Here is a 15,241-nt window from a genome sequence, read left to right as displayed (position 1 = left end):
GGGCCGGGCTTGCCCCGTCGGCGATGGGATACTCACGAACGGGAAAACACTCCGCGAGAATATTCGCAAATCTTTACATGAGGGAAATTTACCCCACCGCTCACCACGCGATTCGCGTTGACCACCCCCCGGCAAGAGAGTATCTTTTCCACATAATAGAAGCTTATTTCGTATTGCGGAAGGTTTGACATGGGTGCCACGCCAGGGGTCGAGATCACGGGCCCGCTGCACGACCGCTTCGACGAGATCCTCACCGACGACGCCCTCGCCCTCGTCGCCGAACTGCACCGCGCCTTCGAGGAGCGCCGCCAGGAGCTGCTGGCCGCCCGCAAGGAGCGCCAGGAGCGGATCTCGGCCGGCGAGGACCTCGACTTCCTCCCCGAGACCAAGCACATCCGCGATGACACGGGCTGGAAGGTCGCCGCACCCGCCCCGGGCATCGAGGACCGCCGGGTCGAGATCACCGGCCCCACCGACCGCAAGATGACCATCAACGCGCTCAACTCCGGCGCGAAGATCTGGCTGGCCGACTTCGAGGACGCCAACACCCCGCTGTGGGAGAACATGGTCCAGGGGCAGCTCAACCTGCGCGACGCCCTGGACCGCACGATCGACTTCACCTCCCCCCAGGGCAAGAGCTACGCCCTCAAGGAGGACTCCGCACTCGCCACCATGATCGTGCGCCCGCGCGGCTGGCACCTGGACGAGAAGCACATCCTGGTCGACGGCCAGCGCACCAGCGGCGGCATCGTCGACTTCGCCCTGTACTTCTTCCACTGCGCCCAGCGCCAGCTCGCCAAGGGCAAGGGCCCCTACTTCTACCTGCCCAAGATGCAGAGCCACCTCGAAGCCCGCCTGTGGAACGACGTCTTCGTCCTCGCCCAGGAGCGCCTGGGGATCGAGCGCGGCACCATCCGCGCCACCTGCCTGATCGAGACCATCCCGGCCGCCTTCGAGATGGAGGAGATCCTCTACGAACTGCGCGAGCACTCCGCCGGCCTCAACGCGGGACGCTGGGACTACCTCTTCAGCATCATCAAGACCCACCGCACCCGCGGCCGACGCTTCCTGCTGCCCGAGCGCAACGCCGTCACCATGACCGCCCCGATGATGCGCGCCTACACCGAGCTGCTGGTCAAGACCTGCCACAAGCGCGGCGCCCACGCCATCGGCGGCATGGCCGCCTTCATCCCCTCCCGCAAGGACGAGGAGGTCAACAAGAACGCCTTCGCCAAGGTCCGCGACGACAAGTCCCGCGAGTCCGGCGACGGCTTCGACGGCTCCTGGGTGGCCCACCCCGACCTGGTCCCCGTCTGCCGGGAGATCTTCGACGGCGTCCTGGGCGAGCGCCCCAACCAGATCGACAAGCAGCGCCCGGACGTCGAGGTCTCCGCCGCCGACCTGCTGGCCGTGGACAAGACCGAGGGGGGCGTCACCCTGGCCGGCCTGCGCGGCAACATCAACGTCGCCCTCCAGTACCTGGCGACGTGGATGGGCGGCACCGGCGCGGTGGCCATCCACAACCTGATGGAGGACGCCGCCACCGCGGAGATCTCCCGCTCCCAGATCTGGCAGTGGCTGCACAACGACGTCACGCTCGACGACGGCCCCAAGGTCACCGCCGGCCTCGTCAAGCAGATCATCGACGAGGAGATGGCCAACATCCGCCAGGGCCTGGGCAAGGCCTTCGACGAGGGCCTCTACCAGCAGGCCGGCGAGCTGTTCGCCGAGGTCGCCCTCGCCGACGACTACGCCGACTTCCTCACCCTGCCCGCCTACGAGCGCATGCCCTAGCGGGTGCCGGGGCCGCCCCGCGGGGCGGCCCCGCACCTCCTTGCCCCGCCGCGGGCACCGGCGTACGTTGCAAGCCAGAGGCGGCCGAGACGACGAGCCCCGGGGAGGCGCCATGTCCGAGGCCCTGACCACCCTCATCCCCCTGCTGCGGGAGGCCTGCGGCGGCGACGCGGTCCTCACGGGCGACGAGGAGCGCCGCGGCTTCGACCACGACGGCATCACCCACCGGCGCTCACTGCCCGGCGTGGTCGTCCTGCCGACCACCACCGAACAGGTGTCCGCCGTCCTGGCCCTGTGCGCCGAACACGGCGTGCCCTTCGTCCCCCGGGGCGCCGGGACCGGCCTGAGCGGCGGGGCCCTCCCCCACCGCGAGGGCGTGCTGCTGAGCACCGCGCGAATGCGCCGCGTCATCGAGATCGACCCCGACAACGAGTGCGCCGTCGTCGAACCCGGCGTCCCCAACCTCGACGTCACCACCGCCGCGGCACCCCACGGGTACTACTACGCGCCCGACCCGTCCAGCCAGGCGGTCTGCTCGGTGGGGGGCAACGTGGCCGAGAACTCCGGCGGAGCGCACTGCCTCAAGTACGGGTTCACCGCCACCCACGTGCGCGGTCTGGAACTGGTCCTGCCCGGAGGCGAGACCGTCCGCCTGGGCGGCAAGGCCCCCGACGCTCCCGGCTACGACCTGATCCGCGCGATCGTCGGCTCCGAGGGCACGCTCGGCATCGTCACCCGGGTCACCGTCGGCCTCACCCGGCTGCCGGAGAGGACGGTGACCCTGCTGGCCGCCTTCGACTCCCTCGACTCCGGGGGCGCAGCGGTGAGCGCCATCGTCTCCTCCGGGCTGCTGCCCTCGGCGATCGAGATGATGGACGCCCTGTCCGTCGAGGCGGTCAACGCGCTGATGGACACCGGCTATCCCACCGATGCCGCCGCCGTGCTCATCGTCGAGCTGGACGGCCCCGCCCCGGACGTGGACGCGCACCTGGCCGAGGTGCGGGACCTGTGCGCCGAGCACGGCGCCCGCGCCACCCGCACCGCCGCCGACGGCGGGGAGCGGGCCCGGATCTGGGCGGGGCGCAAGGCCGCCTTCGACGCGGTCGGCGCGATGAGCCCCGCCTACGTCGTCCAGGACGAGGTCGTCCCGCGCACGGCCCTGCCGCGGGTGCTGCGCGCGATCGCCGACCTGTCCGCGAAGACCGGTATCCCCGTGGCCAACGTCTTCCACGCGGGGGACGGCAACCTGCACCCGCTGGTGATGTTCGACGACACCGACCCCGACGGCCACCGCCGTGCCGAGGAGGTGTCCGCGGCCATCCTGGACCTGTGCGTGGCCCACGGCGGCTCGATCACCGGCGAGCACGGGGTGGGCACGGACAAGGCGTGCTCCATGCCGCGCATGTACTCCCCCGACGACCTCGACACCTTCGACCGGCTTCGGCGGGCGTTCGACCCGCGGGGCATCGCCAACCCGGACAAGCTCCTGCCCACGCCGCGCCTGTGCGGTGAACGGCCGGGGGTCCGCAGGGGCGTGCACCCGCTGGTGGAGTCCGGCCGGGCGACCCAGTTCTGACCGGAGGATCCGCGTGCGTCCCGATCACCCCGCCCCCGTCGAGGGCTCCCTGCGCACGGCCCTGGCCGAATCCGGGTCCCGTGTCCGTCCGGGCGGCCCCGGGGACGCCGTGGGCGGGGTCGTCCCCGCCCTGGTGGTGCGTCCTGCCGACACCGCTGCCGCCGCCCGCGTCCTGGCCGCGGCCGACCGGCACGGTGCGGCCTCGGTGTTCCGGGGCGGGGGGACCGCCCTGGACTGGGGAGCGCCGCCGTGCTCGGCGGACCTGCTGGTGGAGACCGCCGGTCTGAGGGGGATCGAGCACACCGCCGAGGACCTCGTGGTGACGGTCGGGGCGGGGACACCGGTGTCCGAACTCGTGGACGTGCTGGCCGGGGCCGGACAGAGACTGTCCGTCGACCCGGTGCGCACGGGCGGCACGGTGGGCGGCATGGTCGCCACCGGGGTGTGCGGCCCGCGACGCCTCCTCCACGGCGCCCTCCGGGACCTGGTGATCGGGATGACCGTGGTGCGTGCGGACGGGGTGGTGGCGCGCACCGGCGGCCGGGTGGTCAAGAACGTGGCCGGGTACGACCTGGCGAAGCTGCACACCGGGGCCCTGGGCACCCTGGGTCTGGTGGCGTCGGTCACCTTCCGGACGCACCCCCTCCCGCCCGCCCTGAGGACGGTCACCGCGCCGGTCCCCTCGGCCGCGCGCGGGGAGCGGATGGCGGCCGCACTGCGCGCACGCACGGTCGTACCCTCCGCCGTGGCGCTGGACTGGCCCGCGGAGGGCCGGGCGGACCTGACCGTGGCCCTGGAGGGGACGGCCGAGGGGATGGCCGCGCGCGTCGCCGGGACCGTGGCGGCGCTGGGCGGCGGTGAGGTCGCCGATCGGCTCCCGGCGGGGTGGGGACTGGTCGCCGAGCAGGGCACGCTGGTGTTCCTGTCGGGGCCTCCGGCCGCTTCGGTGGCGGCGTCCGCGCGGACGTGCGAGCTGGCCGGTGCGGTCGGGGCGCGGGTACGCGTCCGGGGGTCGGCGGCCAGCGGCGCGCTCTACGCGGCCTTCGCCCCGGGAACCGGCGCCGCCGCGGTCGGTGAGGTCCTGGCGGGTGTGCGGGCCCTGCCGGAGTGGTCGGCGACGGTGCTGCGTGCCGAGCCCGGTGTACACGGCGCCGGGATCGACCTGTGGGGGACGGTGCCGGGCCTGCCGCTGATGCGCGCGGTCAAGGACGCCTTCGACCCGGGCCGCCGCCTCGCGCCGGGACGTTTCACCGGTGGTATCTGACCTCGTCCGTCCGCTGCCGGCCCCTTCTTCCACCGGCGTGCCGGGAAAAGGACTTTCGCCACCCCTGAAATATGCCCTTCTCTAATTATGAGATGACCGAAACGCTTATCGCGCGATGATCAGGCATGATGACATTCCCACTCCCCATATAGGACACAGAACACACTTTCCCCTCCCAATCAACGGACGATATCCCACCTGCCCCATTGAAAAAATTCACATGCAGGTATATTCTTCCCTCGGGCTCCGCCATGGGACAAAAACGCACAAAGGCGGACACCTCGAAGGGGACACATGAAACTTCTGAAGAAAGCCGCCGTGACCCTGTTGATCGGAGCGGGCGTCGGCCTCGGAGCCGCGGGGATCGCGTCGGCCGCGACCTCCTACGTCGGCGGCGGCACCTGGTCACACGGTGTCACCAAGACCACCGTCTACTCCATCTACCACCACTCCACCCGCTGCCACGGCGCGACGGCGGTCGGCACCTACACCGACCGGACCCCCTCGACGCTTCCCGGGTACACCGCCCAGGCCTACGCGCCCCCGCGCTGGTGGGGCGGCAACGAAGCCTACTGGAACCTGTGCTGAGGGCTCTTCCCGTTCCGGCCCCGTCGGCCCAACGCCGTGCCGGCGGGCCACCCCTCCCCCACCATGGACACCATGCCCCACCGGACCACCGCCTTCGCCCACGTCGCGCTCCTCCTGCTCGCCGCCCTCATCTCCGCGCTCGTCCTGTCCGGCTCCGAACTCCGGATGCCCACCGCCGGAGAGCACTCCGACGTCGTGTGGATCACCGAGAACCCCCGAGGCACCGAGGCCGCCGACGTCGCCCCCACCCTCACACGGGTCGCCGCCGAACAGGGCGCCGCGATCGGGTACACCTTCCCCGACGTGGACGAGCCCGACACGCTCTGGCACATGTACCTCGTCCTGGACGACCCGGACTCCCCCAGGGCCGACTGGCTCACCGACGGCTTCCCGACCTTCGGTCGCACCATGGAGCTGAGCGTCCACCCTCTGGAGGAGTACACCGGCACCTCCCCACGGGGCTACTACACCCTCTTCGGGCCGCCGGAGAGCGAACAGGCCCTGGAGGAGGCCCTGGCCGAACACGGGCTCTCCCAGGCACCCGGCGCCACCGAGTCCGACCAGTGGTTCCTCCTGACCGGCGGCGCACTGTCCAACACCCTGGCCGCCACACTGCTCGTGGTGGTCACCTCGGCCTCCGTCGGCGTCCTCCTCGACTCCAGGGACTACGCGGTCCAGCGCCTCCAGGGGCGCTCCTACACCCGCATCCTCATACGCGACCTGGTCCGGATCGCACGGTTGTGGGCCGTGGCGCTCCCCAGCGCGGCAGCGGCCGTACTGGCCGTGCTCGGCCTCTACAACGGCTGGAGCCGCCTCGACTCCTACGCCCTCACCACCGCGGCCCTGCTCGTCCCCCTGCTCGCCGCAGCCCTGGCGACCCACGCCGCCGCGCTCGGCGCCGTCCACCTCACCGCCGTCCTGCCCGCCCTCAAGGGGCGCCTCCCGGCCCGGACCGCCACCACCGCCGTCTACCTGGTGCGGGTTCCCGTCCTCCTCCTGGTTCTCAGTGTCCTCGGAGCGGTCGTCCACCACACGGCGACGGTACGGGAGCAACAGGCCGGCCTGGAACTGTTCGCGCGAACGGGAGACACCTCCCTCGTCACCGTCAACGGCAGCGTCAGCCTCGACGAGCACGGCACCATGGACGAACGGCTCGGCCCCTGGCTGCGGCGGGTCGACACCGGCGGCGGCCTCATCCTCTCCGACCAGGTCCCGCCCGAGTCGGTCCTGCCGTTGGGCGGGACCCGCCCCGGCTTCGACCTGCTCGTGGTCAACGACACCTACCTGGAGGCGGAGGAACTCCTCTCCCCCTCCGGCGAACGCTACGGCGCCACCCCCTCCGGCGGTCCGGTCCGCGCCCTGGTCCCGGAGCGCCACTCCGGGTTCAGGGAGGACATCGCCTCGGCGGCACCCGCGTGGATCGGGGCCCTCTCCGGCGGAGCGGGCCCCGAGGCCGAGGTCGAGACGTTCCCCCTGGCCGACGGACAGTCCGTGTTCACCTACGGCTCCAGGCCCCCGGCCCCCGGCGCGTCACCGCCCCTGCTCCACGACCCGGTGGTCCTCGTGCTGCCCAACGGCGCGGTCCTGTCCGATACTAGTTACGTCGGCGCCGCGAGCCGCGCCGCGCTCCTGTTCCCCGATCCGGGCATCGTCGAACGGGCCCGGCGGGACCCGGCGACGGCCGAGTACATCAACACGGTGCCCACCGTCGAGAGCCGCGCGGTCGCCGACCACGCCGCCACCCTGACCACGCTGCGCACGGAGACGTTCAACCTGGTCGCGGCGGTCGCCGTGCTGCTGCTGACCGGTGTCGCCGCCTGCGTGATCCACGCCCGGACCCGCGCCCAGGTCATCTTCGCCCGGCACATCAGCGGGTGGTCCTTCGCCGCCACCCACCGGTGGTTCCTGCTCCTGGAGGCGGCGATCGCCCTCGGCTTCGTCGGCTGGGCTGCCTGGACCACCGCGAGCACGCTCCGGGCACTGCGGGACCCCACGGTGCCGACCCTGCCCGCGTACATTCCCACGAGCGGGCTCGAACCCCTCTACGCCCTGGGCACCGCGGCGGCGGGGCTGGCGCTCACTTTGGGAGCGCTCACCGTGTTCCACCGCCGGATCGTCCGCGAGGGGGCCTCCCAGGCCTGAGGTTGCCTCACACCAGGGACGTCTCCCCCTCAGCGACGATGACGGCCGGGCCGTGCAGGCGGGCGCCGTCGGCGTCCAGGAACACGGTGCACGCGCCGCCGGGTACGCGCACCCGCCACGTGGCGCCCTCGCCCTCGGGGGTGGCCGCCGCGGCCGCCGCCACGATCCCGGTACCGCACGAGCGCGTCTCGCCCGAGCCGCGCTCGTACACGCGCATGTCCAGGACGCCCGGCCCGGACTGGGTGTAGACCTCCACGTTGGCACCCTCGGGGAAGGCCTCGGCGTCGAGCTCCGGTGCCGCGGTGAGGTCGACCCCGGACACGGGGCCCTCGACCTCGCAGGCCAGGTGCGGGTTGCCCACGGACACCCGGACGCCGTGCACCGCCTGCCGCGCCAGCTTCGCCGAGGAGGGCCCGCCCCTGCGCACCCGGCCCATGTCGAGGGTGACGCCGCCGTCGTCGGCGATCCGGACCTCCTTGGCGCCGTCCCGGGTCCCGATCCCGAACCGGTCCCCCGCGACCAGGCCGGCGTGCAGCAGGTAGCGGGCGAAGACCCGCGCGCCGTTGCCGCACATCTCGGCGACCGAGCCGTCGGCGTTGCGGTAGTCCATGAACCACTCCGTCCCCTCGGCGGAGCGCGCCGCCGGGGGCAGCCCCTCCCCCAGGGCGCGGGTGCGCACCACCCGCAGGACGCCGTCACCGCCGATGCCCGCGCGGCGGTCGCACAGCAGGCGGACGGCCCCCTCCGTGAGGTCGAGCTCCCCGTCGGGGTCGGGGAGGATCACGAAGTCGTTCTCTGTGCCGTGGCCCTTGGCGAATCGCATGCCGCCATCCTAGGGCGTCGGGAGGGTGCCGCCGCGCCGCTGACGGCGCGGCGGCACCCCCTCACCCGCGCTTCCTGTCGGCGGTCCACCACCCCCGGACCGCCCAGCCGCCCATGGCGACGCCGGCGGCGATCACGGCCGCCGTCATCATCCACTCGTTCGACCCCTCCGGGCCGTAGACGCGGCTGGCTGCCCCGATGTCCACGGCCTCGTCGGGCTCACCGATCAGACAGGTCTCCCGGTCGCGACCGTAGAGGTAGATGTCGCCGCGCTCGGGACCGCCGTCGTCGGGGACGTAGGTGCCGTAGCAGGTGCACGACTCGTGCCCCGGGTGCTGGACGCAGTCGACGTGGGATGCGGTGAACGTGCCCGGCTCCCCCTCGGCGCGGGCCGCCCGGATGCTGCGGTCCATGTTGGAGGCGCCCATGTAGACGAGCATCCCCGCGACGAGGAGGAAGACGGCCGTGAAGGCGCCGCCCCGGCGCGCGCGGGCCCTCACGCACGCTCCTCGTCCGCGCAGTCGCAGTCCATCTCCTCCAGTTCCCGTTCGGTGGGCCAGGTGTGCCGGACCATCGCCACGACCATCGGGACGAAGACCAGCGAGTTGTACAGCAGGTGGAGTTCGACCCTGGGAATGACCAGCTGGACCAGGCTCGTGGGGGCCGCCGCGCCGCCGATGTAGGCCCCGCTGAAGGTCTGGACGAGCAGGAGCAGGTGCTCGAAGTGGTGCCAGACCTGGATGAGCAGCGACGTCTGCCACCAGAAGCGCGACCGGCCTCCGAAGCCGGGCAGGAGGAGGATGAGGCCGACCAGCATGACCAGGGCGTAGCCGTAGTGCAGCCACTCCGAGGTGACCAGCCACGGGAAGGGCATGCCCAGCACCCCTCGGGCCTCGGGGACGGGCCAGGCCAGAACGTAGATCTGGACGGCCTGGACGATGTGCTCCGCCCAGTGGGCGAGGACGATGACCATGAACACGCGCAGGGAGATCCGGTGCCAGCGGGCGTTCAGGGGTGCGACGGCCCTGCGGAGAGGGCCGGTCCGCACGTCGGAGACGGTCATGAGGAGGCTCCCCCGTCCCGGGCCGCCGCGGCGGGCTCGGGCGCCGACGGTTCGGCGGCCCCGGTGCGGCGGTCGAACCAGGGGGCGGCGACGAGAACCGCTCCGCGCAGCAGACAGGTGATGACGAGGGCGAAGAAGAGCCCGAAGACGACGTGGAGGCTGACCAGGACGCCGTACACCAGCGCGGTCGTCAGGCCGAAGACCATCTGGTTGCGGGGGCGGCCGGGGGTCGTCCCCGGGTCGGTGATCATGTAGTTGGTGAACAGGATGAAGGCCACGCCGGTCAGCGGCGCCAGCGCCGCCACCAGCATGTGGTCGAGGAACAGCCACCGCAGGAGGGCCTGGAGGACGAAGCCGCCCACCCAGCCCAGGATCAGAGGCCACCGCTTGGTGAGGTTGGCGTTGAGCATGGTCCCGGCCATGAGGATCCCGAGCGGGATCAGCCAGTCCGCGGTGCCCCAGGTGTCGTTGGTGAAGTGGTACGGCGGAGCGATGCCCACCCACGGGAAGAGCAGCAGCGTCACCGCGATGCCCAGGTTGGACGGGTTGAGAAAGTGCCGCCAGCGCCCCTTGACCGGGATCCGGAAGAGGTACTTGCTGCTCACCGCGATGGACACGGCGAACAGGTACGGCCACAGCGAGGTGTTCCCCCACAGCAGCATCGCGCAGGCCAGCCCGGCGATGTGGGTGGGCAGGAGGTAGTCGACCATGGTGCCGACGCCGCCCCGGTACCCGGGGGTCCGGCATGCGGCCCGCGCGTCCAGGGTCTCCAGGGCGAGATCGAGGACGTAGGCGAACAGGACGGCGACGATGGGTGTGACGGGCGACTGCTCGAACCCCAGGAACACGTGCCCGACGACGGTGAACACGGTGATGGAGGTGGCGAACATGCGCAGTGCCTTCAGGCGCCGGTCCACCGGCGGCTTCGGCGCGGGACCGGACGTGGTGGGCGCCGCGGTCGGCTCCCCGGCGGCGCCCGTGGCGGGCCCGCCGTCTCTGGTGACAGTCATCGGACAACCGCCGTTCCGTCGTCGTTCAGCATGATCGTGTGGGTGCCCGGCCCGACCGCCAGCTCGGCGCTGTGGGTGTCGCCGCGGCCGTCCCGCCAGGTCAGGGCCATCGGCAGGTCGCCCTCGGGGGCGGCCAGGTGGACGATGGAGTCGGAGGCCCCCACGTGGCCGTTGGCCGGGTAGAGCTGGCGGGTCTGCGGGGGGTGCCCCTCGTCGGCCACCACGACCGACGCGCCGATCGCCGGGGTGGACGCACCGTCGACCGCCCCCGGACGCACCAGGCGCAGCACCACGCCGGACTCAGCACCGGGCGCGGTGTTCAGCAGCAGGCGCGAGTCCTCCCACTGGTTGGCGACCACCGCGTCCAGGAGCCCGTCGCCGTTGACGTCGCCGAAGGAGTAGGCGCGGGTGACGTCGTCCTCGGCGATCCCGAGCGGTCCGGACAGGTCGTCGTAGCGTCCGTCCTCGCCCCGCACCCAGAAGGGGTTGTGCTCGTGGCCGGACAGGTCGTCGCCCTCGCCGAAGTTGGGCCAGACCCAGGGGTACTTGAGCAACTGGTCGTTGCCCATGGCGATCTCCTGGAGCTCGGGCCAGCGCGTGTCCTCCCCCTGGATGAAGCCCGTGGCCTGGAACAGCTCCTCGGTGCCGTCGTTGTCGAAGTCGCCGGCCTTGACGTCCCAGGACCAGCCGCTGCGGGCCAGGCCCAGCTCCTCGCTGGTCTCGTCGAAGGGCACGGAGCCCTCCAGCAGGTCGGTGCCCTCCCCGTCGGGCACGAAGGCGAAGTTGCTCTCGTGGAGCGCGTAGGGGCTGGTGATGTTGCTGACGACCATCATGGGCAGCTCCTGGCCGTCCACGTAGGTGAAGGCGATCCCCATGCCCTTGAACGACCCGTTGCCCAGGATCTGGGACTTGGGGGTGGTCAGGTCGCGGTCGCCCTCGACCAGCTCCAGCCGCACGTTCCCGGGCGTGGAGGTGTTGACGAGGAGGTTGTCGTTGCCGAAGTCGTTGCCCAGGTAGAGGTCGGGCAGGCCGTTTCCGGACAGGTCCTGGAAGCCGATCGCCAGGGTCCAGGCGTTCATCGCCCGCTCGGGTAGGCCGATCGAGGCGTCGGTGATCGTGGGCGGGGTGTCGGCCTCGCCGGTGGGCTCGGTGCGCAGGATGCGGTTGCGGCCGGCGTTGGTGGCCAACCCCATGCTCTGCTGCATCTCCATGCGCGTCTCGTCGTCCGCCTCGGGGTCCAGGACGCGGGCGCCGTCGGGGAAGTAGTTGCCGACCAGGACGTCGAGACCGCCGTCGCCGTCCATGTCGGCGACGTTGAGCGCGGTGGTGTTCCAGACCTGCATCGGCTCGACGAGCTCGTGGGCGGTGAAGCCGTCGGCCTCGGGGTCCGTTCCGGGTTCGGCCGTGTTCAGGAACAGGACGGGCGAACGGCCCCAGTAGTAGACGATGAGGTCCTGGTCGCCGTCCTCGTCCAGGTCGGCGGGGACGCAGCCCATGGGGGCCATGGTGGTGTCGTAGGGCAGGCCCTCGGGCAGCAGTTCGACCACGGGGTAGTCGTCCTGGCCGCTGCCGGGGGCGTTGCGCAGGGTGACGCTGTCGTCGCGCGGGTCGACCAGGCACACGTCCGAGGACGTGCCCAGGTTCCGCAGGTCCGTCAGGGCCCCGCCGGCGCCCACCGCGGAGATCCATCCCCGGAAGTGGTGCAGAGCGGGTGCCACGTCCCGCTCGGAGCGGGCGTCGTCGGGTTCGGAGTTGAGGGCGAGTGCTTCGAAGGCGAAGGGCGCGGCCCGGTCCGTGAGCGTCTGCTCACTCGCGACCGGTCGGACGGTCAGGGCGCCCAGGGCGCCGATGAGTGCCACGGCCAGCGCCACGGTCGCCATGCGGTAGACGTACCTCATGTGCGATTCTCCCAGTGCAAGGGTTTGGATCGTACGGGCCTACGGGGAAGGAGGCGCTCAGGCCGCCCTCACAGTCAGGGGGTCGGCCCCTGACCGACCCGGGTGGGTTCGGTGCGGGTTCGGGCGGCCCTGGGTCCCCCGCGCAGCACGCGGAGGGCCAACCGCGGGGTGAGGAGTCCCTCCGGCGGGTCCACCAGACCGATCACACGGAGGAACGCCTCAGAGAGCCGGACATCGTCATGCGCAGCGTGGCGGAGACGGTCCAGGTATCCATTGACGAAGCGGAGCATGGGCGTACGCTTCCCCTCCACCTCGGGGAAGGCCAGGTCACCGCCGGTCGCGATGGACCAAGCCGGGTCCAGGGCCCGGCGGGTGGCCCGGTAGAACGCACGTGGCGAGGGGTCGGCCCCACCCTCGACCTGCTCTCTCAGGACCCGCGCCTGGAGCGCCGCCATCGTCATCCCCTGCCCGTAGACCGGGTTGAACGTGCACGCCGCGTCGCCCATCACCACCAGCCCGGAGGGAAGGCGGCCCATCGCCTCGTACCTGCGGCGGACACTGGCGGGGAATCTGAAGGTAACCGCGTCCCCCAAGGGCTCCGCGTCGCGGATCGCCTCGTACACGTCGGGCACCGGCAGGGACCGGGTGAACTCCACGAACTCCTCCAGGCCGCCGGGAGGCGTGTCCCCCAGCACCCCCGTCAAGGACACGGCGCACCGGTCACCGCCCAACGTGGTGAGAAAGGCACCCCGCGGATGCTCCGGAGTGGCGACCGGGTTGACCGACACGTCCGCGCCGAAGGGGTCCTTGCGGAAGCGGAAACGTCGCGTGGTGTAGCTCAGCCCGATCTTGACGCTCTCCTCGGGAACACGCCCGTAGCCCATCGAGTCCAGCCAGACAGGAGTCCGAGAACCGCGCCCCGAGGCATCGACGACCAAGTCCGCGTCGATCACCTCCGCCGATCCGCCGTCACGGGGCTGGACTCGGACCCCGGTGACGCGCGCGGCCCGGTCGTCGTGAACCAAGGACACGATGTCTGTGTTCTGCCGGAACTCCGTATTGGGCAGCAGCTCGGTACGTCGGCGTATGTGGTGTTCCAGGATCGCCCGGTCACCCCCGATGACCACGAGCCCTGTGCGTACCGGCGCCAACCGCCTGCCGTTGAAGTACCAGCGCAGCTGCCCGCCCAGGTCCCCCATCGGAACCCCGCCGTCCAGCAGGTCGCGTTTCAGTCCGGGGATGAGGTCCTCGGCCATCAACTGGCCGTTGGCGAGCAGGCCGTGCACATGGTGTCCCTGCGGGACACCGCGGCGGGCGGTATCCGTCCCGATCACCTCGTCCCGGTCCACCAGGACCACCCTCGTGTGGTCACGGGCGAGGGCGTGGGCGGCGAACAGCCCGGCGATACTCGCCCCGAGTACCACCGCCGTCCCCCTCTGGGTTCCGGTCATGGTGGCGGCCTCCTTAAGTGATCGATTCAGCGAATCCGGGGGCATTGGAGCGCCCGTTTCCCGAATCTCGCACTCGTTGCTGGCCAACCGCGTCTCCGGAATTGCGACCCTGCTTTTACACACCTTCCTCCTTTGCCGGCAATCCAGGAGATGCCACCGGAACGAAAATGCCGTGACGATGGGCTGGCGCCCGGGAATTCGGTCGCGATCCACAGGCACGAGGAGGCTGACCATGCCCGGAGAAACGACGGTCGCGAACGGGGCGTCCGCCGACCACGGGACGAGCACGGCCACACGCGTCCTCGCTGAGGCGGGGGTGGTGGAGGACCCGGAGTACTACAAGGACTTCCCGGACGACCTGAGCCGCGAGGTGCTCACCGTCCCGCAGCTGATCCAGGCCGCGTGGCTGGCCAACGACGCCGATTTCTTCGCCTCGGTCTTCACCCCGGACGGCAGCCTGCTCATCCAGGACGAGGAACTGCCCGACCGCCGGGCGATCCACTCGTTCATGGCGGTCGGCTTCGAGGGGCCGCTGCGCGGGGCCCACGTCAAGGGATGGCCGATGGCCATGCGTTTCCTGTCCCCCGACGTCGCCCTCGTGGTCACCCAGGGCGGCATCGTCATGCCCGGGGAGGACGCGGTCGCCCCGGAGCGCGAGATCCGGGCGGTGTGGGTGATCGTGCGGCGTTCCGGCCGCTGGCACCTGATGTCCCATCAGAGCAGCCCCATCCGGGGCTGAACCCCGCGCCCACCGGGCGACGGAGAGCACAGCAGAGCCGAGAGCAGACGAGAAAGGACCAGCGATGACCGCAGGCAGCATCCCCGAGGACGAGACCTTCTCCCCCGACCGCCCCTCACCGGCGCGGATGTACGACTACTTCCTCCACGGAACCGATAATTTCCCGGTTGACCGGGAGGCCGCGGACCGGGTGATCGATCGACTCGGCGTCACCCTGACGCGCTCTGTGGTCTGGGAGAACCGGCACTTCCTGGGCAGAGTCGTCCGCCACCTGGCCGCCGAGCACGGAATCCGCCAGTTCATCGATGTCGGGGCCGGTCTGCCCAGCGTGGACAACACCCACCAGGCCGCCCACTCCGTGGCCCCCGAGGCGAAGGTCCTCTACGTCGACAACGACCCCGTCGTGGCCGCCCACGGCGAACGGCTCCTCAAGGGGGCCGGGGACCGTGCCCGAACGCTGACCGCCGACCTGCGCGACCCCGAGTCGATCCTGGACAGCCCGATCACTCGGGAGCTGATCGACCTCACCCAGCCGGTAGCGCTGCTCTTCATCGCGGTCTTCCACTTCATCCCGTCCTCGGAGGACCCGCAGGGCCTCATGGCCCGCTACCGTGAACGGCTCGCCCCCGGCTCCTTCGCCGCTCTGTCACACCTGTGCACGGCGGACTCCCCCGAGAGCGAGCGCCGTCTGATGACAGAGACGTACAAGAACTCCCCCGCCCCCATGGTGTACCGCACCACCGAGGAGATCGGTGCGCTGATGGACGGCTTCGACCTGATCGATCCCGGGCTGGTGCCGCCCGGACTCTGGCGGCCGGAGCCCGGCCAGGAGGAGTCCACCCGACGCTTCCTGAGCGCCGTGGGCCGCCTCTCCTGACCCCGCACCACCATCCG

At 71.3% G+C, this 15,241-nt stretch carries 13 protein-coding genes; 7 read left to right on the top strand and 6 right to left on the bottom strand.

The features are described from left to right. The first annotated feature begins 189 nt into the window (after positions 1 to 189). From aceB to B042_RS0104225, 5 genes are all read left to right on the top strand, one after another. A complete protein-coding gene (gene aceB / locus B042_RS0104245) occupies positions 190 to 1,794 on the top strand; it encodes a malate synthase A (RefSeq protein WP_028647204.1) in 1,605 nt (534 codons plus the stop codon). 112 nt (positions 1,795 to 1,906) lie between these two features. Continuing rightward, positions 1,907 to 3,370 (top strand): FAD-binding oxidoreductase, encoded by a 1,464-nt coding sequence (locus B042_RS0104240; protein ID WP_028647203.1) that lies wholly within the window; start codon positions 1,907 to 1,909, stop codon positions 3,368 to 3,370. Between the two features lie 49 nt (positions 3,371 to 3,419). Beyond that, complete coding sequence (locus tag B042_RS0104235) at positions 3,420 to 4,634, top strand: FAD-binding protein (RefSeq protein ID WP_028647202.1); 1,215 nt, start codon at positions 3,420 to 3,422, stop codon at positions 4,632 to 4,634. A 294-nt stretch (positions 4,635 to 4,928) separates the two neighbouring features. Further along, positions 4,929 to 5,222, top strand: a complete 294-nt coding sequence (locus B042_RS0104230; protein WP_028647201.1) for a lactococcin 972 family bacteriocin — start codon at positions 4,929 to 4,931, stop codon at positions 5,220 to 5,222. Positions 5,223 to 5,294: 72 nt separating this feature from the next. Then, positions 5,295 to 7,364, top strand: coding sequence for a hypothetical protein (locus tag B042_RS0104225; RefSeq protein ID WP_028647200.1), 2,070 nt, complete (start codon positions 5,295 to 5,297; stop codon positions 7,362 to 7,364). A 7-nt stretch (positions 7,365 to 7,371) separates the two neighbouring features. On the opposite strand, the gene dapF is transcribed toward B042_RS0104225, so the two are convergent. The 6 genes from dapF to B042_RS0104195 form a co-directional block, all read right to left on the bottom strand. Then, a complete protein-coding gene (gene dapF / locus B042_RS0104220; protein ID WP_028647199.1) occupies positions 7,372 to 8,187 on the bottom strand; it encodes a diaminopimelate epimerase in 816 nt (271 codons plus the stop codon). A 61-nt stretch (positions 8,188 to 8,248) separates the two neighbouring features. After that, positions 8,249 to 8,686, bottom strand: a complete 438-nt coding sequence (locus B042_RS0104215; RefSeq protein ID WP_051415463.1) for a hypothetical protein — start codon at positions 8,684 to 8,686, stop codon at positions 8,249 to 8,251. Then, entirely contained in the window at positions 8,683 to 9,249 is a 567-nt protein-coding gene (locus B042_RS21925; protein WP_036553850.1) for a hypothetical protein, read from the bottom strand. Before B042_RS21925 ends, B042_RS0104215 begins: the two co-directional genes overlap by 4 nt. Further along, a complete protein-coding gene (locus B042_RS21920; RefSeq protein ID WP_028647198.1) occupies positions 9,246 to 10,259 on the bottom strand; it encodes an UnbU protein in 1,014 nt (337 codons plus the stop codon). Before B042_RS21920 ends, B042_RS21925 begins: the two co-directional genes overlap by 4 nt. Beyond that, positions 10,256 to 12,157 carry a VCBS repeat-containing protein gene (locus B042_RS0104200; RefSeq protein WP_028647197.1) on the bottom strand — a complete coding sequence of 634 codons (1,902 nt, stop codon included), beginning with the start codon at positions 12,155 to 12,157 and terminating at the stop codon, positions 10,256 to 10,258. The genes B042_RS21920 and B042_RS0104200 overlap by 4 nt, the downstream gene beginning before the upstream one ends. A 74-nt stretch (positions 12,158 to 12,231) precedes the next feature. Beyond that, positions 12,232 to 13,608 carry an NAD(P)/FAD-dependent oxidoreductase gene (locus tag B042_RS0104195; RefSeq protein WP_028647196.1) on the bottom strand — a complete coding sequence of 459 codons (1,377 nt, stop codon included), beginning with the start codon at positions 13,606 to 13,608 and terminating at the stop codon, positions 12,232 to 12,234. A gap of 232 nt (positions 13,609 to 13,840) precedes the next feature. On the opposite strand from B042_RS0104195, the gene B042_RS0104190 reads away from it, so the two are divergent. Both B042_RS0104190 and B042_RS0104185 read left to right on the top strand, forming a co-directional pair. After that, positions 13,841 to 14,347 carry an SgcJ/EcaC family oxidoreductase gene (locus B042_RS0104190; RefSeq protein ID WP_051415462.1) on the top strand — a complete coding sequence of 169 codons (507 nt, stop codon included), beginning with the start codon at positions 13,841 to 13,843 and terminating at the stop codon, positions 14,345 to 14,347. 64 nt (positions 14,348 to 14,411) lie between these two features. Beyond that, positions 14,412 to 15,224: an SAM-dependent methyltransferase gene (locus tag B042_RS0104185; protein ID WP_081748591.1), complete on the top strand. Its 813-nt coding sequence runs from the start codon at positions 14,412 to 14,414 to the stop codon at positions 15,222 to 15,224. Positions 15,225 to 15,241: the final 17 nt, after the last annotated feature.

Source organism: Nocardiopsis sp. CNT312 (genome assembly GCF_000515115.1).
Lineage (GTDB): Bacteria > Actinomycetota > Actinomycetes > Streptosporangiales > Streptosporangiaceae > Nocardiopsis.
This window is presented reverse-complemented; position numbering and strand designations above follow the sequence as displayed.